The following is a 24590-nucleotide window of genomic DNA, read 5'->3' as shown; positions in this document are numbered from 1 at the left end:
GCTTCCCCAGAAAGGCCCAACGTGGCAGGCCACATCCAAGACCGCTGGTACAAGACCGAACCCGGCCCCGAGGGAAAACCGGTCCGGGTCAAGAGCGACCGGCACGGCACCGGGGCCCGCTACCGCGCCCGGTACGTCGGCCCGGATGGCACCGAGAAGAGCAAGTCCTTCCCGGACAAGCAGAAGCGGCTTGCCGAGATGTGGCTGAACGAAACGGCGGCCGACATGTCCCGGGGGCAGTACATCGACCCGCGCGCGAACCGCATCACCTTTCGCCAGTTTGCCGAGAAGTGGGTGAAGACCCACACCACGGAGATCAACAGCCGTGAGGCGGCCGAGCGCCGGCTGAGGCTGCACGCCTATCCGTACATCGGCTCCCGCCCCATGCCGTCGTTCCAGCCGGGTCACATCCGGACCTGGCTGGGCGAGTTGGAGGAGAACGTCCCCGCCTCCTCGCATCGTCGGATCATCTTCGGCACGGTCAGTGCCGCATTCGGCGCCGCCGTCGATGACGGGCTCCTGTCCAAGAACCCGTGCCGGGCCCGGTCCGTGCAGGTACCGAAGCCCGCCCCGCCGCGCGTGACGCCGTGGACCACCACCCAGGTACTTGCGGTTCGGGCCGAGTTGCCCCGACACCTGCGCGCCGCCGTCGACATCGCCGCCGGGTGCGGCCTTCGTCAGGGTGAGGTGTTCGGGCTGTCCGAGGACGAGATCGACTACGAGAGCGCCTGGCTCCGGGTGGAGCACCAGCTCAAGCGCATCCGCGGGAAGTACGTCTTCGCCCCTCCGAAGGGCGCGAAGGCACGCTCCGTCCCTCTCCCGGGGTCGGTGGCGGCTGAGCTGCACGCGCACTCCAAGCTCCACCCTCCGGTGGAGGTCACCCTGCCCTGGCGGACGCCAGACGGTCCTCCGGTGACGAAGTCGCTCATCTTCCCCAGTCCGAGCCGGACGTTCGTCCGGGTGAGCCACTTCAACGATCACATGTGGAAGCCCGCTCTCGCCCTCGCCGGAATCATCCCTCCGGCCAAGGACGGTGAGCGGTTCGCGTCCGCCCCTCAGCACGGCATGCACGCCCTGCGCCACTTCTACGCGTCCGTCCTGCTGGACGCCGGCGAGAACATCCGCGCCCTGAGCCAGTACCTGGGGCATGCCGACCCGGGCTTCACCCTCCGGACATACACGCACCTGATGCCGAGCAGCGAGGGCAGGACAAGGAAGGCCGTGGACGGACTCTTCAAAGGCCGCTCCGGACCATGATCACGGCCCAGAGACGGCCCAGTGACCTCTTGGGCACCGTTGTTGGTGACGTATTGGCTGGTCAGGGGGCCAAGCTGCCCGAGGCCACGGGACTTCATCTACTTCTGGCCCATCTACACGGGCGGCACCCTCCCGATGGACTCCTGGCGCGGCCGCATGTGGCTGGACACCTGGATCTAGCGGCGGCCGGGACCGTCCGGGGCCGTCCGGGACCGTTCGGTGTGTGACGCGTACGACATCCCGTTCCGGTAACAACAGGGTGATGTCGCACTCGCGCAGCGTAAGGTCCACACCAGGAGTTCTTTGAACATGTTCAGAGAACGGGGGTTCCTGGGGAGGGAACGCATGAACGGGGCGGCGAAGGGTGCCATCGTCGGCGGGGTGTTTCTCGCGATGGTCGGCGGGGCCGGATACGGGGTCTACAGCCTCGTCGGGGACGCCGGCGACGGCGGCGGGGCGGGCGAGCCGGCCGGCACCGCCCGGTCGGCGCAGAAGACGAGCGGGCCCGTCACCGGCGGGGAGGCGGCCGACACCGCGCGGGCCTTCCTGGCCGCGTGGGCGTCCGGCGACGACCGCGCGGCTGCGGACCTGACGAACAACGCGCAGGCCGCGCAGACGGCGGTGGCCGACTACAAGGCCAAGGCGTACGTGTCGAAGGCCGTCATCACCCCCGGCACGCCGAACGGCGCCACCGTGCCGTTCAAGGTCGAGGCCGAGATCTCCTACCAGGGCACGGCCAAGCCCCTCGTCTATGACTCCCAGCTGACCGTCGTGCGCGGCGTCAGCACCGGCAAGGCCCTCGTCGACTGGCAGCCCTCGGTGATCCACCCGCAGCTCCAGCAGGGCGACCGGCTGCGCGCGGGCACCCCGGCCAGCCCGCCCGTGAAGGCCGTCGAGCGGCACGGCAAGGAGCTCACGGCCGAGCGGTACCCCTCGCTGGGGCCGGTGCTGGAGGCGCTGCGCAAGACGTACGGGGAGAAGGCCGGCGGCACGCCGGGCGTGGAGCTGTGGGTCGAACCCGCCGCCGCCGACGCCCCCAAGCGGACGCTGATGACCCTGGCCGAGGGCAAGGCGGGGCAGATCGAGACCGTCCTGGACGCCGACGTGCAGGCCGCCGCCGAGAAGGCGGTGGCCGGGCGCGCCGAGGCCTCCGTCGTCGCCGTCCAGCCGAGCACGGGCAACATCCTCGCGGTGGCCAACCACCGCCGCGACGGCTTCAACGCGGCGATGCAGGGCGGCCGGGCCCCCGGCTCGACGATGAAGATCGTGACGGCGGCGATGCTGCTGGAGAAGGGACTCGTCGCGGCGGACCGCCCGGCGCAGTGTCCGGCGAGCGCCTCCTGGGAGGGCAAGGTCTTCCGCAACCAGGACGGCTTCTCCTCGCAGGGGCAGCCCTTCTCCCACAGCTTCGCCAAGTCCTGCAACACCGCCTTCATCAGCCTCATCGACGACGTGAAGGACAACGGCGCGCTGCCGGCGGTGGCGAAGGACGCCTTCGGCATCGGGCTGGACTGGAAGACCGGCATCCCCTCGCAGGACGGCTCGGTGCCGGTGACCTCGGGACCGGCGGCGGCCGCGGAGTACATCGGGCAGGGCGCGATCCGGATGAACCCGCTGAACATCGCCTCCATCACGGCGACGGCCCGCTCCGGGGTGTTCCGCCAGCCGGTGCTCGTGAAGGCCTCCCTGGACGGACGCCCGCTGGCCACGGCCGCCCGCCCGCTGGCGCCGGGGGTCTCGGCGCAGCTGGTCAAGATGATGCGGCAGACCGCCACGAGCGGTACGGCGGCCTCGGCGATGTCCTCGGTCGGCGGCTCCGACAAGGGCGCGAAGACGGGCTCGGCGGAGGTCGACGGCGCGGCCAGCCCGGACAGCTGGTTCACCGGCTTCAGCGGCGACGTCGCGGCCGCCGCGATGGTCGAGGGCGGCGGCCACGGCGCGGACGCGGCGGGCCCGATCGTCGCCCAGGTCCTCACCTCCTGACGCACCCGCCGCGCCCCGGCCCCGGCGCGCCCGCCCGGCTTCACGCCGCCGGCGCCGGGCGCCGGGGCCGGGCGCCGGTGCCGGCTCCTGTCGCCGGGGAAACCGCTCGCCCGCCGCGGGGGCGCGGCGCTAGCGTCGGCCGTATGACGACCAGCACCCTCTTCACCAGGGCCACCGCCGAACTCGGCATCGAGGTCACCGTCCGCACCTTCCCCGAAGGCACCCGCACCGCCGCCGACGCCGCCACGGCGATCGGCTGCGAGCTCGGCCAGATCGTCAAGTCGCTGATCTTCGCCGCGGACGGTGTCCCGGTCCTGGTCCTCATGGACGGCGCCTCCCGCGTCGACGTCGAGGCCGTCCGCCGTCAACTCGGCGCCGCGAAAGTCACCCGCGCCGACGCCGCGCTCGTCCGGGAGACCACCGGCTACGCCATCGGCGGCGTCCCGCCGTTCGGCCACCGCACCCGGACCACGGTGCTGGCCGACCGGGGCCTGCTGGAGCACGAGGTGGTGTGGGCCGCGGCCGGCACCCCGCACACGGTGTTCCCGATGGCCCCGCGCGAGCTGATCGGCTACGCCGGCGCCGTGCTGGCCGACGTACGGGAGCGCTAGGCGTCCGCCAGGCAGCCGCGCAGGGCGCGGACCAGGGACTGGGCGCGCGGGTCGGCGGTGACCGACTTGGCGTGGGCGTTGGTGACGTAGCCGAAGCCGACGCCGGCCTCCGGGTCCGCGAAGGCCAGCGAGCCGCCGCGCCCCGGGTGTCCGAAGGAGGCCGGGGAGAGCAGCGGGGAGGCGGGGCCGTGCAACATGTAGCCGGGGCCGAAGCGGGTGCCCACGACCAGCACCCGGTCGGCGCCGGCCGCGAACTCGGTGCCCGCCAGCGCGGTCGTCGCCGGGGTGAAGATCCGGGCCCCGTCCTCGACCACCCCGATCGTGGCCGCGTAGAAGCGGGCCAGCGCACGGGCGGTGCCGATGCCCGCGGAGGCGGGGAGTTCCGCGGCCCGGTAGGCGGGGTCGTTCTCGTCGGGCAGCGGGTCGATGGCGGCGAACGCGCGGCGGGTGAGGGACTCCGGGTCGGCGTAGGCCTCCGAAACGTTTCTCCTGGGCCGGGTCTTCAGCAGTCCCGCCCCCGCCGGCGGCTCGACCGGCGCCACCCGGCCCACCCGGTGCTCCTCGCCCTCCGGGAGGCCGATCCAGAAGTCCAGGCCCAGCGGCTCGGCGATCTCCTCGGCCAGGATCCCGCCGACGGTGCGGCCGGTGGCCCGCAGGACCAGCTCGGACAGCAGCCAGCTGAAGGTCTGGGCGTGGTAGCCGTGGGCGGTGCCGGGCTCCCAGAAGGCCCGCTGGGCGGCCACCGCGCGGGCCCCGGAGACTCCGTCGGCGGCCTGCGCCACGGTCAGGCCCCGGTCCAGGGCGGGCACGCCCGCCTGGTGGGCGAGCAGGTGGCGGACCAGGGTCCGGTCCTTGCCGCCCGCCTTGAACTCCGGCCAGTACGAGGCCACGGGCGCGTCCAGGTCGAGCAGCCCCCGCTGCTGCAGCAGCAGCGCCACGGCGGCGGCCACGCCCTTGGTGGCGGAACGCACGATCTGGGCGGTGTCGGCGGTCCAGGGCTCGGAGCCGTTCGCGTCCTTGGTGCCGGCCCACAGGTCGACGACCTTGCGGCCGTCCCGGTACACGGCGACGGCCGCTCCCCGGTCGCCGAGCACCTCGAAGTTCCGCGCGAAGGCGTCCCTGACGGGCTCGTAGCCCTCGTTCACCGCACCCTGGATGTCCACGACCAGCCCAACAACCGCTGACCGGCACTTATGCCGCCCCGCCCTAGGCCGGGTGCCGCTCCGCGACCCGGCGCGGGTCGAAGCCGTAGGGCAGTTCCAGCCGGTGGGCGCCCATCAGCGCCTCGTCGCACAGCAGGTCGCGGGTGGGCCCGTCGGCGGCGATGACGCCTTCGCTGAGGATGACCGAGCGGGGGCAGAGCTCCAGCGCGTACGGCAGGTCGTGGGTCACCATCAGCACGGTGACCTCCAGCGAGCGCAGGATGTCGGCCAGCTCGCGCCGGGAGGCGGGGTCCAGGTTGGAGGAGGGCTCGTCCAGGACGAGGATCTCGGGCCGCATCGCGAGGACGGTGGCCACCGCGACCCGGCGGCGCTGCCCGAAGGAGAGGTGGTGCGGCGGCCGGTCGGCGAAGGCCTCCATGCCGACCTGTTCGAGGGCCTCGCGGACCCGCGCCTCCAGTTCGGCGCCGCGCAGCCCGGCGGCGGCCGGGCCGAAGGCGACGTCCTCGCGGACGGTCGGCATGAAGAGCTGGTCGTCGGGGTCCTGGAAGACGATGCCGACGCGGCGGCGGATCTCGGCGAGGTTGCGCTTCTCCACGGGCAGTCCGGCGACGGTCACGGTGCCGACGCCGCCGCCGAGGATGCCGTTGAGATGGAGGACCAGGGTGGTCTTGCCGGCGCCGTTGGGGCCGAGCAGGGCGACCCGTTCGCCGGCGCCGACGGTGAGGTCGACGCCGAAGAGCGCCTGGTGCCCGTCGGGGTAGGCGTAGGCGACGCCGGACACCTCCAGGGAGGGGGCGGCGGCGGAGCGGTCGCGGGGGGCGGGGGCGGAGGGAGCGGTCACAGCGTCCATCCCATCAGACAGACGGCGAGGGCCGTCACCGGGAGCACGGCCGCGTACGCCCACTGGGCGCGGCTGGCCGTGACGTGGTCGATCACCGGCATAGAGCCGGCGTAGCCGCGGCTGACCATCGCGAGGTAGACGCGTTCGCCGCGCTCGTAGGAGCGGATGAAGAGGGCTCCGGCGGTTTTGGCGAGGACGCCCCAGTGGCGCACGCCCCGGGCCTCGAACCCGCGCGAGCGGCGGGCGATGGACATCCGGCGCAGCTCGTCGGTGATCACGTCCCCGTAGCGGATCATGAAGGAGGCGATCTGGACGAGCAGCGGCGGCAGTTTGAGCCGCTGGAGTCCCAGGAGCAGGGCGCGCAGTTCGGTGGTGGAGGCGAGCAGGACGGAGGCGGCCACGCCGAGGGTGCCCTTGGCCAGCACGTTCCAGGCGCCCCACAGGCCGGGGACGCTCAGGGACAGCCCGAGGACCCGTACGTGCTCGCCCTCGGCGACGAAGGGCATCAGGACGGCGAAGGCCACGAACGGCACCTCGATCAGCAGCCGGCGCAGCAGGAAGCCGGCGGGGACGCGGGCGGCCGCGGCGACGGCCGCGAGGAGGACGGCGTACAGGCCGAAGGCCCACATCGCCTCGCGCGGGGTGGAGACGACGACGACCACGAACGCGAAGGTCGCGGCGATCTTGCAGTGCGGTGGCAGCTCGTGGACGGGCGAGTGCCCGTGCCGGTAGAGCTTGTGCGCGTGGCCGGCTCCCATGTCAGCGGGCCGCGGGGGCGGCCGTGGAGGTGGCGGTCAGGTCCTGCGCGCGGCGGCGGCGCACGGTCCAGAAGACGCCGGTGCCGACGAGGACGGTCGCGCCGACGCCGATGACTCCGGCGAGGCCGCCGGAGAGGCGGGCGTCGGAGACGTCCTTGACGCTGTAGTCGGCGAGCGGGGAGCCGGCGGCGGCGTGCTCCTCGGCCTTGGCGTCGATGCCCTTGTCGGCGGCGACCTTCTCCAGGCCGTCGGGGCTGGAGGAGGCGTAGTAGGAGACGAAGCCGGCCAGGACCAGGGCGGTGACCAGTCCGGTCGCCCACACGGCGCGGGTGGAGCGGGCGGCGGCGGGCACGGCGGCCGGGGTGGGCGCGGGGGCGTCGACGAGCTCGCCGTCCACGCGCAGCTTCAGCGGGACGGCGAGGCCGCGGGCGCCGTGCACCAGGTCGGGCCGGACGGCGATGACGGCGCCGACGGTCGCGGCGGTGATGACGGCTTCGCCGATGCCGATGAGGACGTGTACGCCGACCATCGCCGTGAACACCTTGCCGAGGGAGACGTCGGTGGTCCCGCCGAGGGCGTAGAAGAGGGTGAACATGACGGCCGCGCCGGGCACCGAGAGCAGGGCTCCGGCGAAGGCGGCGACGGTGACCGAGCGCCGGCCGGCGGGCAGCACCTTGAGGAGCCCGCGGAAGACGGCGTAGGCGACGACGACGGTGACGACGGCCATGTTGGAGATGTTGACGCCGAGGGCGGTCAGGCCGCCGTCGGCGAAGAGGATGCCCTGCATGAGCAGGACGACGGAGACGCAGAGCACGCCGGTGTAGGGGCCGACGAGTATGGCGGCGAGCGCGCCGCCGAGGAGGTGGCCGCTGGTGCCGGCGGCGACCGGGAAGTTCAGCATCTGCACGGCGAAGATGAAGGCGGCGACGAGGCCGGCCAGCGGGGCGGTGCGCTCGTCGAGCTCGCGGCGGGCGCCGCGCAGGCTGACCGCGACGGCGGTGGCGGCCACTGCTCCGGCGGCCACCGAGACGGGTGCGTTGATGAATCCGTCGGGCACATGCATGGAGCGGCTCCGCTTCCTCTTCCTCACTAAGTCTTTAACCGTTCAAGAATAGTGCCCAGTTGCAAACGGTTGGCAAGAGCGGTCGCGTCACAAATAGTGCCTCGCACTTTCGTCGGAATGTGCGAGGCTGGACGGACAAACGGACTCATATGTTCCGAATTCGAGGAGTCTGGTCGATGTCAGCCACCGCCGAGAATCCCCCAGCGACCGTGACCGCGACCGCCGTCGAGGAGCGCGTGCGCGCCCGCGTGATCAGCGACGACCCCCTCTACCGGGCCATCCCGGTCGCGCTGCGCTTCACCTCCGCGGAGCCGCTCGCCGTCCGCGTCGTCTTCCCGGCGGAACTCTCCCCCGAGGACACCGACAACGAGTGGGTCTTCCCCCGCGCCCTCCTGGAGGCGGGCCTGTCGGCGCCGACGGGGACCGGGGACGTACGCGTCTGGCCGTGCGGCCGGGTGCAGGCGGTGGTCGAGTTCCACTCCCCCGAGGGGGTCGCCGTCATCCAGTTCGACATCGCCGCGCTCCGCCGTTTCCTGCGCCGTACGTACGCCACCGCCACCCGGCCGGCCTAGCCGGCCGCCCCGGACACCGGACTCCCCGGCCACCGGCCGGACGGCCCCGCCACCGAACGCCCCGCCGAACGCCCCCCGGCCCCGCACCTGAGGTTCCAGGTGCGGGGCCGGGGGCCGAGCGGAGCCGGATCCCCCGTTCGGGGGATCCGGGGCTCCCGGGTCAGGCGTTGACCAGCTCGCGGTCCTTGTCCGGTCCCTCGGCGGAGCCGGAGTCGCCGAGGTGCTTGCGCAGGCTCTCGCCCTCCACGTCCACGTTCGGCAGGATCCGGTCGAGCCACTTCGGCAGCCACCAGGCCTTGTGCCCGAGCAGCGCCAGCACCGCCGGGACGATGGCCATGCGGACCACGAAGGCGTCGAAGAGGACGGCGACGGCCAGACCGAAGCCGATCATCTTCACCATCGCGTCGCTGGCCCCGAGGAAGCCGGAGAAGACGGCGATCATGATGACGGCGGCGGCCACGACCACGCGGGCGCTGTACTGGAAGCCGGTCACCACGGCCTGCCCCGGGCGCTCACCGTGTACGTACGCCTCGCGCATCCGGGTGACCAGGAAGACCTCGTAGTCCATGGCCAGGCCGAAGACCACGCCGACCATGAAGATCGGCATCATCGACATGATCGGACCGGTCTGCTCCACGCCGAACAGCGAGCCGAGCCAGCCCCACTGGAAGACCGCGACGACCGCGCCGAGGGCGGCGACCACGGAGAGCAGGAAGCCGAGGGCCGCCTTGAGCGGCACCAGGACCGAGCGGAAGACCAGCATCAGCAGCAGGAAGGCGAGGCCGACCACGAGCGCCAGGTAGGGCAGCAGCGCGTCGTTCATCTTCTGCGAGAAGTCGATGTTCATCGCGGTCTGGCCGCTGACGAACACGTCCTTGCCGTTGCCCTCGCGGATCGAGTGGACGAGGTTCTCGGTCTCGACGGAGGACGGACGGTCCTTCGGGATGACGCTGACGATCGCGGCGTCCTTGGCCTCGTTCTGGACCGGCGGCATCACGGCCGCCACCCCGTCCAGGCCCTTGATCCGCTCGGCGGTCCGGTCGGCGAGCGCCTTGTCGCCGTCGACGACCACCATCAGCGGGCCGTTGAAGCCGGGGCCGAAGCCCTCGGACAGCAGGTCGTACGCCTTGCGCTGGCTGGTGGAGACGGGCTTGGAGCCGTCGTCCGGCAGGCCCATCTCCAGCTTGCTCGCCGGAATCGCGATGGCGCCGAGGCCGATGACACCGGCCAGCAGGACCATGACCGGACGGCGCAGCACGAAGCGGGCCCAGCGGGTGCCGCCGTTGGCCCTGGGCTCGGTGCCGGCCGGCTTGCCCTTGCCGAACAGCTTGCTCTTCGTACCGGCGGGCAGCACCTTCTTGCCCGCGAAGCCGAGGATGGCCGGGACCAGGGTGAGGGCGACGAGTACCGCGATGACCACCGTTCCGGCGGCGGCGACACCCATCTTGGTCAGCATCGGGATGTTGACGACGGCCAGGCCCACCAGGGCGATGACCACGGTCAGACCGGCGAAGACCACGGCGGAACCGGCGGTTCCGGCGGCCCGGCCGGCGGCCTCGTCGCGTTCGCGGCCCTCGGCGAGCTCCGCGCGGTAGCGGGAGACGATGAAGAGCGCGTAGTCGATGCCGACCGCGAGGCCGATCATCATCGCGAGGGTGGAGGTGGTGGAGCCGAGGTCCAGCACGTTGGCGAGCGCGGTGATGGAGGAGACGCCGATGCCCACGCCGATCAGCGCGGTCAGCAGCGGCAGTCCGGCCGCGATCAGCGAACCGAAGGTGATGACGAGGACGATCGCGGCGATCATGATGCCGATGACCTCGCCGGAGCCGGTCTCGGGGGCCTCCATCAGCGCGTCGCCGCCGATCTCGACCTGGAGCCCGGCCCGCTGCGCGTCGTGGCCGGATTCCTTCAGCGCCTCGCGGGTGCCGTCCTTCAGCTCCATCCCGCTGACCTTGTACTTCACGCTGACGTAGGTGGTGGAGCCGTCCTGGCTCACCGCCTTCGTCTGGTACGGGTCGTCGACGCTGGCGATCTGGGCCGCGCCCGCGCCGCCCTTCAGGCCGGAGATGAGCTTCTCGACCTCGGCCTTGGGCGCCGGGTCGGTGACCTTGGCGCCCGCCGGGGCCTTGACGACGATGCGGGCGGTCGCGCCGTCGGCGGCCATGCCCGGGAACTTCTTGTCCAGCAGGTCGAAGGCCTTCTGGGCCTCCGTGCCGGGTATCGAGAACGAGCCGGAGGTGGGCGCCGAGGCGGTCGCGGCGCCGAAGCCCGCGGCGAACAGCAGCGCCACCCAGACGAGGGCGACGAGGCCGCGGCGCCTGAAGGCACCTCGGCCGAGCCGGTAGAGGAAGGTGGCCACGTCGTGGTTCTCCCGTTTCAGGTCGTGGGATGGATCCGGGACGGATCAGGGCGTCAAAAGCCGGCCCGACGACGAGAGCGGCGTGTCAGGAACAGCGGGAAGGCGGTGCGGGGAGAGGTGGTGCGGGGAGAGGTGGTGCGAGCGCGTACGGAAACGAAAACGGAACCGGATCAGATGCCGAGGGCGGGGAACACCACGGCATCGACGAACTGGCCGAGGAAGGCCCGGTCCACGGACCGGTCCTCGATCAGCGGGAGCGCGATGAACGCCCCGATGAGCATGTGCGGCACGAAATCCAGCGCCGGACAGTCCGGCCGGATCTCCCCCCGCTCCACCGCTCGCCCGAGCATCTCCTGGAGACCGTTGAGCTCGGGGTCCACCAGCAGGTCCCGCAGCGCCCGGTGCAGTTCCGGGCTCTCGTGCACGGCATGGGCCAGACCCCGCATCAGCGCGGTGTCCTTGGCCATCTGCGCGTCGTCGGAACGCTCGATCATGAGGGCGAAGTCCCCGCGCAGGGTGCCCGTGTCGATCTCCCTCAGGGAGACCGGCTGGGTACACCGCAGGGCCTGGGCGACCAGCTCCGGCTTGCTCCCCCACTGGCGGTAGAGGGTGGCCTTGCTGGACTTCGTACGGGCGGCGACCGCGTCCATGGTCAGCGCCTCGTAACCGACCTCGCGCAGGAGGTCGAGGACCGCCCCGTGGAGTTCGGCCTCGCGTTCGGGGGTGATCCGGCTGCGCCGGGCCGACATCACGTCGGTCACCCGGCAGCTTCCCTTCATCATGAGCACCCCCATCGGAACGAAACCGTTTCGTACTCCACCGACCATACCGCCCCCGCTAGCGAAACGAAACCGTTCCGTTTCGATAGGGCAGTGGCATGGATCACGTGTACGAGTTGCCGCACCCCCCCGCCGCGGAAAGCATTGGGGGGTGAGTCACGACGTCGCGTACCTCCGTTTCCCGCACCTGCACGACGACCTGCTGTGTTTCGCCACCGAGGACGACCTCTGGGTCGCCCCGCTGGCCCCCGACGGCCGGGAACCCGGCCGCGCCTGGCGGATCACCGTCGACCGGACCAGGGTCGGCCACCCCCGCTTCTCCCCCGACGGGCGGCACATCGCCTTCACCACCTGGCGCAGCCTCGACCCCGAGATCCACCTCGCCCCCGTCGACGGCGGCCCCGCCCGCCGCCTCACCTACTGGGGCGCCACCGACACCCGCGTCTGCGGCTGGACCCCGCCCGACGAGGAGGGCCGCAGCGACATCCTCGCCGTGTCCTCGCACGGCCAGCCCTTCTCCTACTTCGCCTGGGCCTACAGCCTGCCCACCGACGGCAGCCCCGGCGGCCGGCTCCCCTGGGGCCCGGTCTCCGACATCGCCGTCCACTCCCCCGACGGCCCCGGTGGCGAACGCCGCAGCCTGCTGCTCACCGGCAAGCCCCCGCACGAACCCGCCGCCTGGAAGCGCTACCGCGGCGGCGCCACCGGCCGGCTGTGGCTGCACGGGCAGCGGCTGCTGGAGCACATCGAGGGCCACCTCGACTCGCCCATGTTCGTGGACGGCCGGATCGCCTTCCTCTCCGACCACGAGGGCATCGGCAACCTCTACTCCTGCCTCCCCGACGGCACCGGCCTGCGCCGCCACACCGACCACGACGAGTTCTACGCCCGGCACGCCTCCAGCGACGGCGCCCGCGTCGTCTACCAGTGCGCGGGCGACCTCTGGCTGGTGGACTCCCTCGCCCCGGACTCCGTCCCCCGCAAGCTGGAGGTCCGCCTCGGCGGCCCCCGCGCGGGACGGCGTACGTACCAGGTCCCGGCCGCCAGCAACGTCGACTCCCTCTCCGTCGACTCCACCGGCCGCGCCAGCGCCGTCGTGGTGCGCGGAAGCCTGTACTGGCTCACCCACCGCGACGGCCCGGCCCGCACCATCGCCGACACCCCCGGCGTACGGGTCCGGCTGCCCGAGATGCTCGGCAGCGGCGGCCAGGTCGCCTACGTCACCGACGCCGAGGGCGAGGACGCGATCGAGATCGCCTACCTGCCCCGCGCCTCCGGCGACCGCGAGCCGCGCCGGCTCGCCTCCGGTGAGCTGGGCCGCGTACTGGAACTGCTGTCCGACCCGGACGGGGAACGCCTCGCCATCGCCTCCAACGACGGCCGGCTGCTCCTCCTCGACGCGACGGAGGAGTCCAACGGGGAGGTCACCGAGCTGATCCGGTCCGTCAACGGGCCCGTCACCGACCTCGCCTTCTCCCCCGACGGCTGCTGGCTGACCTGGTCCCACCCCGGCATCGGACGCTCCCTGCGGCAGATCAAGATGGCCCGCATCTCCGGCCCCGGCGCCCGCGTCGTCGTCGACGTCACCAACGGCCGCTTCGAGGACGAGAACCCCGTCTTCACCCGCGACGGCCGCTACCTCGCCTTCCTGTCCTGGCGCGGATTCGACCCCGTCTACGACGTCCACACCGGCGACCTGTCCTTCCCCCTCGGCTGCCGCCCCTACCTGGTGCCGCTCTCCTCGGCCACCCCCTCCCCCTTCGCCCTCTCCGCCGACGGCCGCCCCGCCGCGGGCGGACTCGACCCCGTCGAAGGGGAATCCGGCGAGGGCGACGGCTCGGTCACCGTCGAGGTCGAGGGCCTGGAGAGCCGAGTCACCCCCTTCCCCGTCTCCGCGTCCAAGTACTCCGCCCTCCACCCGGTGCACGGCGGCGGCCTGGTCTGGCTGCGCTGGCCCATCTCCGGCGCCCTCGGCGAGACCTTCGCCAACCCCGCCGACACCAGCGGCAAGCCCACGCTGGAACACTTCGACATCACCAAGGCCCGCAAGAGCGAACTGGCCTCCGGACTCGACTGGTTCGCGGCCAGCGGCGACGGCACCCGGCTCGTCCTCAACGACGACGGGGACCTGCGCGCGGTCCCCTCCACCGAATCCGGCGACGGCGACTCCACCGTCTACCTCGACCTGCGGCGCATCCTGCACGAGGTCGACCCGGCCGCCGAATGGCGCCAGGCCTTCGAGGAGGCCGGACGCATCATCCGCGCCTACTTCTGGGAACCGGACATGTGCGGCATCGACTGGGACGGCGTGCTGCGCCAGTACCGCCCCCTGGTCGAACGCGTCGCCTCCCCCGACGAGTTCGCCGACCTGCTGCGCGAGGTCCTCGGCGAGCTCGGCACCTCCCACGCCTACGTCTCCCCCGCCCGCCGCAACGAGGGCCCGCCCCACTACCAGCGGGCCATCGGCCTGCTCGGCGCCAACCTGGTGCACCGCGACGGCGACTGGGCCCTCTCGCGGATCCTGCCCGGCGAGTCCTCCGACTCCAAGGCCCGCTCCCCGCTCGCCGGCACCGGCATCCGCGAGGGCGCCGTCCTCACCCACGTCGACGGCCGGCCCGTCGACCCGGTCTGCGGCCCCTACCCCCTGCTCGCGGCGGCCGGGGGCACCACCGTCGAACTCACCTTCCGGCCCGCCGAGGGCGAGGGGCGGGCCCGGCGCGTCGCCATCGTCCCCCTCGTCGACGAACGGCCCCTGCGCTACCAGGACTGGGTCTCCAAGCGCCGCGCCGTGGTCCGCGAGATCAGCGGAGGCCGCTGCGGCTACCTGCACATCCCCGACATGGGCGGCTCCGGCTGGGCCCAGTTCAACCGCGACCTGCGCCTGGAGGTCTCCCGGCCCGCCCTGATCGTCGACGTACGCGGCAACGCCGGCGGCCACATCAGCGAACTCGTCATCGAGAAGCTCACCCGCTCGATCCTCGGCTGGGACCTGACCCGCAACGCCCAGCCCGTCTCCTACGCCTCCAACGCCCCGCGCGGTCCGATCGTCGCACTGGCCGACGAGGCGACCTCCTCCGACGGGGACATGATCACCGCCGCGTTCAAACTGCTGGGCCTGGGCCCGGTGGTGGGCCAGCGCACCTGGGGCGGGGTGGTCGGGATGACCGGCCGCCACACCCTCGGCGACGGCACCGTCATCACCGTGCCGATGAACGCCGCCTGGTTCCCGGAGTACGGCTGGTCGGTGGAGAACCACGGCGTCGAGCCGGACCTGGCGATCCTGCGCACCCCGCTCGACTGGGCGGAGGGCCGGCACGCGCAGCTGGACGACGCCGTGCACCTGGCGCTGGAACTGCTGGAGCAGGACCCGGCCGCCGTGCCCCCCGGCTACACCGACGTGCCGGACCGCCGCCGCCCGAAGCTGCCGCCGCGGTAGCCCCGGCAGGCGCGGTGGCCCCGGCAGGCGCGGTGGCCCCGGCAGCCCCGGCAGCCGTTCACCGGCACCAGGGACGGAAGACGGAAGGGGCCCGGTCCACCGACCGGGCCCCTCACATCGATCCAATCAATCGCTTCACATCACGTGCGTCACTTATCGAAACCGTCGCCGAAACCGTCGTCGAACGCCTCGCGGACCGTCTGCGGCCCCTGCGGGCGCGCGGCGGCCGGCCCGGCCTGCGCGACGCGCACGGACACCTCGTCCCGCTCGTCCCGCTCGGCGGTCCCGGCGGTCTCGGCCCGCTCCGCCAGCTGTTTCGCCTTCGCCTGGAACTGATCCTTCAGACCCATGCTGTGCCTCCTGAAAGGGGTGTGGGGCTTGGCCCGATCAGCCTGGCACGCATGGACATTCCTCGCATTCCGACTAGACGCGCCGGGACCTTTCCTGCTCGTCCGCCGCCCCGCCCGCGCCCACGAGCCCCTTCGAGACGCTCGCCAGCCGCGGCTCGAAGCGCTTCATCTCCCGCTGCCCGACGGTCGCGATGATCCCCGGCAGGTAGCCCCGCACGCCCTGCATCCCACGCAGCCACCACTGCGCGTACACGTGCGGCGAGCGGCGTTCGATGCCGGCCACGATGCGGTCGACGGCGGGCCCGAGCGGGTAGGTCCGGTTCGAGGGCCACGGCAGCCGCTTGCGCAGTTCCCGCATGACCTCGTTCTCGTCGGCGCCGCGCACCATGTCGGTGTCGGTCCAGGACAGGTAGCCGACGCCCACCTTGACGCCCTTGTAGCCGACCTCGGCGCGCAGGCAGTGCGCGAACGCCTCGACGCCCGACTTCGAGGCGCAGTACGCCGTCATCATCGGTGCGGGGGTGATCGCGGCGAGCGAGGCGATCTGGAGGAAGTAGCCGCGGCTCTCGGTCAGGACGGGCAGGAAGGCGCGGGCGGTGACGGCCCCACCGATCAGGTTGACCTCGATCACCCGGCGCCAGGCCTCGGGGTCGGAGTCCGCGAACGGCCCGCCGGCGGCGACGCCCGCGTTGGCGACGACGATGTCGACCTTCCCGAACCGCTCCTTGACCTCCCGCGCGACCCGGGCCATCGCCTCGTGGTCGGTGACGTCGGCGTACCAGTGGGCGCTGTCGGTGTGCAGTCGCTCGGAGACCTCCTTGAGGGCCTCGGGCTCCAGGCCGACGAGCGCCACCTTCGCGCCGCGCGCCGAGAGCTTGCGGGCGAGCAGTTCGCCGACCCCGCGGGCGGCGCCGGTGACGACGGCGACCTGGCCGTCCAGATTCCTGTGAGCACTCACGCGGTCTTCTCCTTCTCGTTCCCGCTCTCGTTCCCGGTCCCGTTCCCGGTCCGGGACTGCCCGCTGCTGTCGACTTGTAGATACCGTGACGTGAGCTCGCGGATGGCACGCGTGACGGCCTCGGGCGCCTCCACCGGGCTCATGTGCCCCACGCCGGTGAGTTCGGTGAGCCCGACGCAGTGCGGCAGCGCGGCCGCGAGCCGGCGGGCGTGCGCCAGTGGGGTGAGCCGGTCGTCCCGGCCGCCGATCACGGCGGTGGGTATGGTCAGCCGGCCCAGTCCGGCGTCCAGGTCCAGCCCGGCCAGCACCTTCGACCAGGCGTGGCGGACCGGCGCCGGGCAGCCGTGGACGATCCGGGCGCAGGCCTCGACCCGGTCCGGCGCGGAGCCCGGGCCCATGGTGGCGTACCGGAGCACGGCGCGCGCCGCGGGCGTGACCGGCCCGAGGGGGGCGCGCGCCCCCAGTACCGCGCGGGTCATACGGGTCCTCGCGCGCCCGGCGCGCATCGGCAGTACGGTCGCCCCCGCGACCAGTCCCGAGCTGCCGGTGCTGCACAGCAGGGCCGCCGCGGCGTGCTCGGCGAACTCGGGGCGTCCGGCGGCGGCCATCACCGTCATGCCGCCCATGGAGTGCCCGGCGAGGACGGCCCGCTCGCCGGGGGCGAGGGTGGCCCCCAGCACGGCGGCCAGGTCGTCGGCGAGCCCGGCGGTGCTGTAGTCGCGGCCGCCGGCCGGGCTGCGGCCGTGGCCGCGCTGGTCGTAGGCGACGACCCGGTGGTCCCGGGCCAGCTCCCGGATCTGGGCCGCCCAGAAGGCGGTGGAGCAGGTCCAGCCGTGGGCCAGCACCACGGCCGGCGCCCCCTCGGCGCCGTGCACCTCCACGTACAGCCGGGAGCCGTCGGCGGAGACCGCGTGCAGCGTGCGGGCCGGGACGGGGGGCGCGTACCGCCCGCTGGTGACGTACGCCGGCCCGCTCATGCCGCCCCCCGCCCGGCGCCCCGGTCCGCCTCGGCGGTGACCGGCTCGCCCCGGTCCGGCCCGGCGGGAACCGGCTCTGCGGGAACCGCCTTCGCCGGAACCGGCTCGCGCTCCTTCTCCCGGACGCGCACGACCTCGTACTCGGACAGGTCGACGGTCCGCGTCTCCTTGCGGAACTCGCCGGTCGTGCCCGGCCAGACGGTGGTGTTGCGGCCCTGGGCGTCCAGGTACCAGCTCGTGCAGCCGCCGGTGTTCCACACGGTCCGCTCCATCCGGGCCTGGACGTGCCGGTTCCACCGGTTGACGGCGGAGGGCCGGGCCGCGAGCGCCGCCCGCCCGCCCAGGACGCCGAGCTGGCGCAGGTAGTCGGCCATGTAGTTCAGCTGCGATTCGATCATCAGGATCATCGAGCTGTTCCCGAGGCCGGTGTTGGGTCCGATGATCGTCATCCAGTTGGGGAAGCCGGCGGCGGTCGCCCCGCGCAGCGCCTGCATCCCGTCCTTCCAGGCGTCGGCCAGCGTCTTGCCGTCGGCGCCCACGACCCGGTCGGCGATCGGCATGTCCGTGACGTGGAAGCCGGTGCCGAAGATGATGGCGTCCACCTCGGTCTCGGTCCCGTCGGCGGCGACGAGCACCGAGCCGCGGATCTCCGCCAGGCCCGAGGCGACCAGGTCCACGTCCGGCCGGGCGAGCGCCGGGTAGTACTCGCTGGAGAGCAGGATCCGCTTGCAGCCGATCCGGTACGAGGGCGTCAGCTTGGCCCGCAGCGCCGGGTCCTTGATCGAGCGCGCCATGTTGGCCTTGGCGAGGGACTCCACCAGCCCCAGCTGGCCCGGCCGCTTGGTGAAGGCGCTGACCTGGAGCTCGCGGATCCCCCAGAGCAGCCCGCGCCGCGCCGCCCGGGTGAAGGGCAGCTGCCGGTGCAGCCAGCGCTCGGCGGTGCTGATGGCCCGGTCGGTGCGCGGCATGACCCACGGCGGGGTGCGCTGGAACAGCGTGAGCCGCTCCACCTCGGGCGCGATGGCGGGCACGATCTGGATGGCGGAGGCGCCGGTCCCGATCATGGCGACGCGCTTGCCGCGCAGGTCGTAGTCGTGGTCCCAGCGCGCCGAGTGGAAGACCTTGCCGGGGAATTCCGCGAGCCCGGGGATCTCGGGCATCTTCGGGTCGGAGAGCGGTCCGGTGGCGGAGACGACGACGTCAGCGGTGAGGTGGCCGGCGGAGGTCTCGATCTCCCAGCGCAGCTCGTCCGCGTCCCACCGCATCACCTCGACCTCGTGGCCGAGCCGGATGTGCCGGCGCAGCCCGAAGGTGTCGGCGACGTGTTCCAGGTACTCCCGGATGGCGGGCTGCCCGGAGAAGGTGCGCGGCCAGTCGGGATTGGGCGCGAAGGAGAAGGAGTACAGGTGGGACGGCACGTCGCAGGCGCATCCCGGATAGCTGTTGTCCCGCCAGGTGCCGCCGACCGAGTCGGCCCGTTCCAGGACCACGAAGTCCGTGATGCCCTCGCGCCGCAGCCGCACGGCCGCCCCGAGCCCGCCGAACCCGGACCCGATCACCGCCACACGTACGTGCTCGCGCCCGCCCGGAGCTCCCTTGCCGCCCGGAGCGCCCTTGCCGCCATTGCCGTCGATGCCGCCCATGCCCGCCGCCTTCCGCTTCCGCAGTCCCAGCCACCACACCGCAACACTGCCAGCAATCACTGGCACAATCGGGAGAGTAGAGCAGCTCCGTACCCATGGGTAGGGGTCGCGGCCGGAAAGTTACCGCGGGTACGCCCTAGGCTGCGGGTGTGGCGGAAGAAACACGGACGACGGGGGCCGGAAGCACAGTGCGCGAATACCGGACGGAGGAACTGGCCGAAGCGGCCGGCATACCCGTCCGCACCCTGCGCTTCTACCGCGAGCGCAAGCTCCTGCCGCCCCCGCGCCGCGAGGGCCGCATCGCCTGGTACGACGACCAGCACCTCGCCCGGCTGCGCACCATCGCCGCCCTCCTGGAACGCGGCCACACCCTCGGCGGCATCGCCGAACTGACCGCCGCCTTCGAACAGGGCCGCGACGTCGGCCAGCTCGGCGAGCTGCTCGGCATGGGCTGGTCGGAGGAGACCCCCGTCCGGCTGTCCCCCGAGGCCCTGGCCGACTACTTCGAGGGCGAGGTCACCCCCGAGAACCTCGCGGCCTCCCTGGACCTCGGCTACCTCGCCACCGACGGCGAGGAGATCGTGCACGTCAGCCGCCGCCTGCTGGACGTCTCCTCGGCCCTGGTCCGCGAGGGCGTACCGCTGGCGGCCGTCCTGGAGACGGGCCGCCGGGTCCGCGCGCACGCGGACGCCCTGGCCGCCCTCTTCACCGAGCTGCTCACCACGCACCTGACCGGGGACGAGGACGCCGTCACCCGCCTGCGCCCGCTCGCCAAGAGCGTGGTCGAGGCGGAGCTCACCATGGCGATGGACCGCCTCCACCAGAAGCGGCCCCCCACCGGCGGCCCTCAGACCCCGAGCTCGTAGACGACGGTCACCGGCGCGTGGTCGGACCAGCGCTCGGGGTGCGTCTCGGCACGCTCGACGAAGGCCTTCACGGCCCGGCCGGCCAGCCCCGGGGTCGCGACCTGGAGGTCGATGCGCCAGCCGGCGTCGTTGTCGAAGGCCCGCCCGCGGTAGGACCACCAGGAGTACGGCCCCTCGGTGTCCGGGTGCAGCTCCCGCACCACGTCCACGTAGCCGCCCTCCTCGTACACCTTCCCCAGCCACTCCCGCTCCTCGGGCAGGAAGCCGGCGTTCTTCCGGTTGGTCTTCCAGTTCTTGAGGTCGGCCTCGCGGTGGCAGATGTTCCAGTCGCCGCACACCACGACCTCGCGCCCGTCGGCCGCGGCCCGCGCCTTCAGCCCCTGGAGGTAGGGCAGGAACTCCGCCATGAAACGGTACTTCTCGTCCTGCTTCGCGGTCCCCGCCTCCCCCGACGGCAGATACAGGCTCGCGACGGTCACCCCGGGCAGGTCCGCCTCGACGTAGCGCCCGCTCGCGTCGAACTCCTCGCTCCCGAACCCGACCCGTACCCGCTCCGGCTCCCGCCGCGTGTACAGCGCGACCCCGGCCCGCCCCTTGGCGGCGGCCGGCGCGAACACGGTGTGCCAGCCCGCGGGCTCCCGGGCCTCCACCGGAATCTGCCCCTCCTCGGCCCGCACCTCCTGCAGGCAGACGACATCGGCGTCGGATCCGGCGAGCCACTCCACGAAGCCCTTCTTGGCGGCGGCGCGGATCCCATTCACATTCACGGAGGTCACAGTGAGCATCCCTGCACCATAGCGGGAGGCTTCCGTACGATATTCGAATGTCTCACGGTATAAACCTCCGCTCCGTACCGTACGACCACCCGGACGCGGCCGAGCTCGAAGCCCAGGTCCAGGTCGAGTACCAGAAGCGCTACGACGGCGAGGGCGACGCGACCGCCCTCGACCCGGCGATGTTCCTCCCGCCCTGCGGCCTCTACCTCCTCGCCTACGACACCACCGGCGCCCCCGTGGCCAGCGGGGCCTGGCGCCGCCAGGACCACAGCGACGAGGGCTACTCGGACGGCGACGCCGAGGTCAAGCGCATGTACGTGGTCCCCCACGCCCGGGGGACGGGCCTGGCCCGCCGCATCCTCGCGGAACTGGAAGCCGACGCCCGCGCGGCGGGCCGCACCCGCATGGTCCTGGAGACGGGAGACCAGCAGCCGGAGGCGATCGCCCTCTACCTCTCCTCGGGCTACACCCTGTCGGAGAAGTTCGGCTACTACCGCCACCACGAATCCAGCCGCTGCATGACCAAGCCCCTCCACCCCTGAGCCCCGCCGCCGGCTCCCCTACGGGCGGAGCCAGCGGGCCCGGTCCGACCCCCACCGCGACGGCCCGCGCCGCCACTCCCCCAGGGGACTCGCGGCGTACCGCAACCCCCCGTAACCCGACGCCCCCACCTCCCGCAGCCACGGCCCCGCCGCGTACCCCGGCTCCGGCGCCCCGCCCCCCGGCACGTCCCGTACCAGCCACGACGCCGTCCCCGCGAGGGAGAACCTCAGCAGGCACCCGCCCCCGCCCGCGAGCCCCCTCAGCACCCCCGCCGCCACCAGGTACCCCGTCCCGTGGTCCAGCGCCTGCGCCGGCAGCACCCCCGGCCGGCCGCCCTCACCGCACGCGGCGGCGATCCCGTACCCCGCCTGCACGAGCGAGTCGAAGCCCCGGCGCCCCGCCCACGGCCCGCGCCACCCCCACGCGCACAGCTCCGCCACCACCAGCCCCGGCCACCGTTCGAGCAGCTCCGGGCCGCCCAGCCCGAACCGCTCCAGCGCCCCGGGCCGGTACCCCGACACCACCACGTCGGCCTCGTCGAGCAGCCCCTCCAGCACCGCACGGCCCCGCGCCCCCGCCAGGTCCAGCAGCGCCGAGCGCTTCCCGAAGCCGGTGTCGGCGTACGCGTCGTCCGCCTCCGGCAGGCCCGGCGGGTCGATCCGCAGCACGTCCGCGCCCAGCACCCCCAGGGTCCGGGTCGCGACCGGCCCGGCGATGACCCGGGTCAGGTCCAGCACCCGCACCCCCGCCGCGGGCAGCTCCGCCGGCCCCGGCACCCGCCCCAGCCCGGGCCCCCGCACCACCTCCACCAGCGGCTGCGGCTCCCCGTACGCACGGGTCACGGCGACCGCGAGACCGCCCCGGTCGTAGACCCGCTCCTGCGCCTCCACCGCGCCGAGCCCCGCGAGGGCCTCCCGTACGGCCTCCGGGGTCCCCGGCACTCCGAGCGCGCGCACCAGCGCCGCTTCGTGGTGGGGGTAGTTGGCGTGGGTCCGCACCCACCCGTCGGCGGCCTGCCAGAAGCCGGACAGCGGCGCGAAGGAGACCGGCGCCCGGCCCCGCACCCGCAGGTGCCGCTCGCTGACGAACGCGGTCGCCACGGCCCCCTCGTCGACCACCACCGGCCCCACGTCCCGCAGCCCGCCCCCGGCCCGCACGGCCCCCAGCTCCGCCGCGGCGAGCGCGCACACCCCCACACTGGCCCGCGCCAACTCCCGCACCGGCAGCGGCCCGGCCAGCCCACCGGGCCCCCGGTACCGCACCCGCTCCGCATCCCCGCCCACCCCGCCGAGCGCCACCCACGCCTGCCCTGTCGCCCCGTCACCACCGCCCACCGGGCCATTATGTGACGGCCCGCCACCTCCGGAGCGCTCACGCGCGGCCCGGAACGCAACCCGCGCGGTGTCGCCGGCGGACGGTTCACGCCTGCACCCGACACGCAATCAGTCGAACCGGGACGCGTCACCGGCATCGGGTCTTCCGGGGCGCGGGAACGAAGCAGGCCAATGCGGTCACGCACCCGAACCACCCGGAACCCCAGGCCCCCCTCTGCCAGGCAGTCACCCGAGGCGCCGCCCGCGTTCGGACCTCACCTCGAAGGCGTCCCACAAACGCCGAGATCCTTGGTGGGCCTGCGCGGAGCCGGAGGCCCGTCGGCGCTTCGGCACGGTCGCCCGCGTCCACCGCTCCTCAGTCGACGCCGCTCAGGTATACGCGGCTGCTGTGGTCATCGATCCGTGCCACCGCGACCTCCAGCGAGTTCAGTTCGCCCTTGCAGGGTGCGCACACCACGCCTTCGCGGACGCCGGCAAGCGAGTCCGGCTCTGGCAGACCCACGTGTGAGAACGGCGTCGTCGTCTTTCCCTCCCCCACGAATGGCTGTTCCCTCAGCCGCAGAGGCCGCTCCGGCTTCAACTGCGTGAGGAAGCCGTCCACCGCGCCGGTGGGCAGGACGAAGGACAAAAGCAGGCCGTCGTCCTGGAAGCCCTTCTGGTACGCGGCCTTGGCCTCGGTCGCTGTCGAGGGCAGCTGTACCTGCAGCGCCTTGGCGACCGACTCCACGGTGGCCCCGTCCATCCAGTACGGCACCTGCCGTCCCGGTGAGCGGCTCACGTTCTGAGCCCCCTGTTCGGCCGTTGACCCCATGCATCCGACCAGCAGAACAGCGAGCAATCCCACGCCGGCGACGAGCAGCGGGCGCCGAGTCCGCACGCGCGTCGAGGTCACCGGGCGTCCCCGTTACGGCCGATGTCCGTACGCGTCCCGTCACGGCCCAGGTCCTGGGGGGCGGGCCAGCTACCGCCCGAGCTCAGATCGTGCTGGTGCACCGAACTGCTGCCTCTCATGTCGAACTCCCTCGCAAGCCCGGTGGTGTGCAGGCGAGCCATATCGGCGTCGGTCACCGTGGTCGGGCCGATGGGGGTGGCCTTGCCCGGGTCCCAGTTGTACCGGTCCCACACGTTCACCTGGTAGTCGATGTTGACCTGCGGCTTGCCGTCCGGGCCGGGCACGGCCGTCACCACACCCGTCGTGTTCGACATCGCGCTGCCGACAGCCAGGTACCAGTTGCGGTCCTCGTGGGTATAGGGCTGGCCCAAGGACTCCACGGGGATGGAGACGGGCTTGCCGCCCGACTTCTCGAAGGCCTCCAGCGCTTGGCGGCGCCACTCATCCTGCTCTGCTGCGCGCGCCTTCGCCGCCACATCTCGCAGCTTTCCGTCATCGGCCAGCATCCGGTCGACATCGAGGTCGAGGGTGGCGCCGGTGCCCCGCAGGTAGTGGTCCATGTTCCTGGCCGCGTCTGTCATGCCGATGAAGTCACCCGAGTTCGATATGCCGTTCGCCTGCAGCTGGATCCAGTAGTCCTGCATGCCCGGGGACTCGACGTCGTACCGTCCCGCACCTTCATCCGCGGACACCCGCTTGACCTGCGGGGTCAGCAGGCCGGCGGCCAGCAGGTCGCCCTTGTGCTGAGTCCACAACTGCGCCCGTGCCTCGGGACTCAGGGACTGCCACAGCCGCTGCAGCTCCTTCTGCTGTTTCTCGTTGGCGTCTTCCCCCAGGCCGGCGAGCTTCAGAGCCCGGGGCAGCATGTCCTCGTCAAGCGAGGTGTACGTCGCGTGACCGGCGTTGTTCGGGTCACCGCCGTGGCTCGCACGCAGCGCGCGTACAGCGGCCGCGTCGACCTCGGCGGCATGACTCACGATCCCGGTCAGCGTGTCGGCATACCACTGCATGAGGTCGCGTTTCCTCTGTCCGGGGCCGTCCACCTCGCAGATCACGGCATCGGCGATCACCACTGTCCCGTCTTTGCCGCTGGTGACGCTGAAGCCGTCCTTCTTGGCATCGGCTGCCAGGCTCTTGGCCTGCTGCTGCAGGTTCTTCAGTTCGGAGTGTGCGTCCTCGACGACGCTGAAGATGCTCTGCGCCTCTGCGTGAAGGTCCTCGAACTCCTTCACCGTCTTGCTGACGAACTCCCGGCTCACGCCGGCGTTCACGCCCTCCCACCGGGCCTTGTCCGCCTTCGCCTTCAAGCCGTCGCGAGCCTCACCGCCGAGCCGCTGCAAATCCCCGGCCATTCGCTTCCAGTCGGCGACCGCAGTTCCCAGCTTGCCGAGGTCGACTTCGGTGAGTTCGGTGTAGTTCATCACTGAAC

22 protein-coding genes are annotated in these 24590 nt (G+C 72.7%); 8 read left to right on the top strand and 14 right to left on the bottom strand.

Translation table 11 applies throughout. The features are described 5' to 3' along the window. Positions 1 to 21: 21 nt before the first annotated feature. The 4 genes from ACFYYT_RS20530 (at position 22) to ACFYYT_RS20515 (ending at position 3851) form a co-directional block, all read left to right on the top strand. Entirely contained in the window at positions 22 to 1257 is a 1236-nt protein-coding gene (locus tag ACFYYT_RS20530) for a site-specific integrase (protein WP_351823741.1), read from the top strand. A 45-nt stretch (positions 1258 to 1302) separates the two neighbouring features. Continuing rightward, positions 1303 to 1437 (top strand): hypothetical protein, encoded by a 135-nt coding sequence (locus tag ACFYYT_RS20525; RefSeq protein ID WP_388608871.1) that lies wholly within the window; start codon positions 1303 to 1305, stop codon positions 1435 to 1437. A gap of 165 nt (positions 1438 to 1602) precedes the next feature. Then, positions 1603 to 3240 (top strand): penicillin-binding transpeptidase domain-containing protein, encoded by a 1638-nt coding sequence (locus ACFYYT_RS20520; protein ID WP_351823744.1) that lies wholly within the window; start codon positions 1603 to 1605, stop codon positions 3238 to 3240. A gap of 143 nt (positions 3241 to 3383) precedes the next feature. Continuing rightward, positions 3384 to 3851, top strand: a complete 468-nt coding sequence (locus ACFYYT_RS20515; protein ID WP_351823747.1) for a YbaK/EbsC family protein — start codon at positions 3384 to 3386, stop codon at positions 3849 to 3851. Here ACFYYT_RS20515 and ACFYYT_RS20510 read toward each other — a convergent pair. The 4 genes from ACFYYT_RS20510 to ACFYYT_RS20495 are packed head-to-tail and all read right to left on the bottom strand — an operon-like array spanning position 3848 to position 7676. Next, complete coding sequence (locus ACFYYT_RS20510; protein ID WP_385323695.1) at positions 3848 to 5020, bottom strand: serine hydrolase domain-containing protein; 1173 nt, start codon at positions 5018 to 5020, stop codon at positions 3848 to 3850. The two genes, ACFYYT_RS20515 and ACFYYT_RS20510, sit on opposite strands and share 4 nt — an antisense overlap. A gap of 37 nt (positions 5021 to 5057) precedes the next feature. After that, positions 5058 to 5864, bottom strand: a complete 807-nt coding sequence (locus ACFYYT_RS20505; RefSeq protein WP_385323691.1) for an energy-coupling factor ABC transporter ATP-binding protein — start codon at positions 5862 to 5864, stop codon at positions 5058 to 5060. Continuing rightward, positions 5852 to 6613 carry a cobalt ECF transporter T component CbiQ gene (cbiQ, locus tag ACFYYT_RS20500; RefSeq protein ID WP_351823756.1) on the bottom strand — a complete coding sequence of 254 codons (762 nt, stop codon included), beginning with the start codon at positions 6611 to 6613 and terminating at the stop codon, positions 5852 to 5854. The genes ACFYYT_RS20505 and cbiQ overlap by 13 nt, the downstream gene beginning before the upstream one ends. A 1-nt stretch (position 6614) precedes the next feature. Beyond that, positions 6615 to 7676 (bottom strand): energy-coupling factor ABC transporter permease, encoded by a 1062-nt coding sequence (locus tag ACFYYT_RS20495; RefSeq protein WP_351823759.1) that lies wholly within the window; start codon positions 7674 to 7676, stop codon positions 6615 to 6617. A 176-nt stretch (positions 7677 to 7852) separates the two neighbouring features. On the opposite strand from ACFYYT_RS20495, the gene ACFYYT_RS20490 reads away from it, so the two are divergent. After that, entirely contained in the window at positions 7853 to 8248 is a 396-nt protein-coding gene (locus tag ACFYYT_RS20490; RefSeq protein ID WP_351823762.1) for an SsgA family sporulation/cell division regulator, read from the top strand. 160 nt (positions 8249 to 8408) lie between these two features. Here ACFYYT_RS20490 and ACFYYT_RS20485 read toward each other — a convergent pair whose 3' ends face one another. Beyond that, positions 8409 to 10607, bottom strand: a complete 2199-nt coding sequence (locus ACFYYT_RS20485; protein WP_351823765.1) for an MMPL family transporter — start codon at positions 10605 to 10607, stop codon at positions 8409 to 8411. A gap of 170 nt (positions 10608 to 10777) precedes the next feature. Further along, positions 10778 to 11356 (bottom strand): TetR/AcrR family transcriptional regulator, encoded by a 579-nt coding sequence (locus ACFYYT_RS20480; protein WP_351823876.1) that lies wholly within the window; start codon positions 11354 to 11356, stop codon positions 10778 to 10780. Positions 11357 to 11537: 181 nt separating this feature from the next. Here ACFYYT_RS20480 and ACFYYT_RS20475 point away from each other — a divergent pair, with 181 nt between their 5' ends. Beyond that, the gene (locus tag ACFYYT_RS20475) at positions 11538 to 14822 is read left to right on the top strand and encodes a S41 family peptidase (protein ID WP_351823768.1); all 3285 of its coding nucleotides are present in this window, start codon (positions 11538 to 11540) and stop codon (positions 14820 to 14822) included. Positions 14823 to 14971: 149 nt separating this feature from the next. On the opposite strand, the gene ACFYYT_RS20470 is transcribed toward ACFYYT_RS20475, so the two are convergent. The 4 genes from ACFYYT_RS20470 to ACFYYT_RS20455 all read right to left on the bottom strand — a co-directional run bounded on the left by ACFYYT_RS20470 (position 14972) and on the right by ACFYYT_RS20455 (position 18750). Beyond that, entirely contained in the window at positions 14972 to 15172 is a 201-nt protein-coding gene (locus tag ACFYYT_RS20470) for a hypothetical protein (protein ID WP_351823771.1), read from the bottom strand. 73 nt (positions 15173 to 15245) lie between these two features. Next, the gene (locus ACFYYT_RS20465; RefSeq protein ID WP_351823773.1) at positions 15246 to 16130 is read right to left on the bottom strand and encodes an SDR family oxidoreductase; all 885 of its coding nucleotides are present in this window, start codon (positions 16128 to 16130) and stop codon (positions 15246 to 15248) included. Further along, positions 16127 to 17107: an alpha/beta hydrolase gene (locus ACFYYT_RS20460; protein WP_351823776.1), complete on the bottom strand. Its 981-nt coding sequence runs from the start codon at positions 17105 to 17107 to the stop codon at positions 16127 to 16129. The genes ACFYYT_RS20465 and ACFYYT_RS20460 overlap by 4 nt, the downstream gene beginning before the upstream one ends. Then, positions 17104 to 18750: an NAD(P)/FAD-dependent oxidoreductase gene (locus tag ACFYYT_RS20455; protein WP_351823879.1), complete on the bottom strand. Its 1647-nt coding sequence runs from the start codon at positions 18748 to 18750 to the stop codon at positions 17104 to 17106. The genes ACFYYT_RS20460 and ACFYYT_RS20455 overlap by 4 nt, the downstream gene beginning before the upstream one ends. A 149-nt stretch (positions 18751 to 18899) precedes the next feature. Between ACFYYT_RS20455 and ACFYYT_RS20450 the strand changes: the two genes are divergently transcribed. Next, the gene (locus ACFYYT_RS20450) at positions 18900 to 19616 is read left to right on the top strand and encodes a MerR family transcriptional regulator (RefSeq protein ID WP_351823779.1); all 717 of its coding nucleotides are present in this window, start codon (positions 18900 to 18902) and stop codon (positions 19614 to 19616) included. On the opposite strand, the gene ACFYYT_RS20445 is transcribed toward ACFYYT_RS20450, so the two are convergent. Further along, positions 19598 to 20401, bottom strand: a complete 804-nt coding sequence (locus ACFYYT_RS20445) for an exodeoxyribonuclease III (RefSeq protein WP_351823782.1) — start codon at positions 20399 to 20401, stop codon at positions 19598 to 19600. The two genes, ACFYYT_RS20450 and ACFYYT_RS20445, sit on opposite strands and share 19 nt — an antisense overlap. 38 nt (positions 20402 to 20439) lie before the next feature. Here ACFYYT_RS20445 and ACFYYT_RS20440 point away from each other — a divergent pair, with 38 nt between their 5' ends. Continuing rightward, positions 20440 to 20934, top strand: coding sequence for a GNAT family N-acetyltransferase (locus tag ACFYYT_RS20440; protein ID WP_351823785.1), 495 nt, complete (start codon positions 20440 to 20442; stop codon positions 20932 to 20934). Between the two features lie 18 nt (positions 20935 to 20952). On the opposite strand, the gene ACFYYT_RS20435 is transcribed toward ACFYYT_RS20440, so the two are convergent. The 3 genes from ACFYYT_RS20435 to ACFYYT_RS20425 all read right to left on the bottom strand — a co-directional run bounded on the left by ACFYYT_RS20435 (position 20953) and on the right by ACFYYT_RS20425 (position 24582). Then, a complete protein-coding gene (locus ACFYYT_RS20435; RefSeq protein ID WP_388608748.1) occupies positions 20953 to 22269 on the bottom strand; it encodes a CoA transferase in 1317 nt (438 codons plus the stop codon). Positions 22270 to 22624: 355 nt separating this feature from the next. Then, entirely contained in the window at positions 22625 to 23161 is a 537-nt protein-coding gene (locus tag ACFYYT_RS20430) for a hypothetical protein (protein ID WP_351823788.1), read from the bottom strand. Then, complete coding sequence (locus ACFYYT_RS20425) at positions 23158 to 24582, bottom strand: hypothetical protein (protein ID WP_351823791.1); 1425 nt, start codon at positions 24580 to 24582, stop codon at positions 23158 to 23160. The genes ACFYYT_RS20430 and ACFYYT_RS20425 overlap by 4 nt, the downstream gene beginning before the upstream one ends. Positions 24583 to 24590: the final 8 nt, after the last annotated feature.

Origin of the sequence: Streptomyces sp. NPDC002032 (genome assembly GCF_042890765.1) — a bacterium.
Lineage (GTDB): Bacteria > Actinomycetota > Actinomycetes > Streptomycetales > Streptomycetaceae > Streptomyces.
The sequence above is the reverse complement of the archived record's forward strand: the minus strand, read 5'-3'. Positions and strand labels throughout refer to the sequence as shown.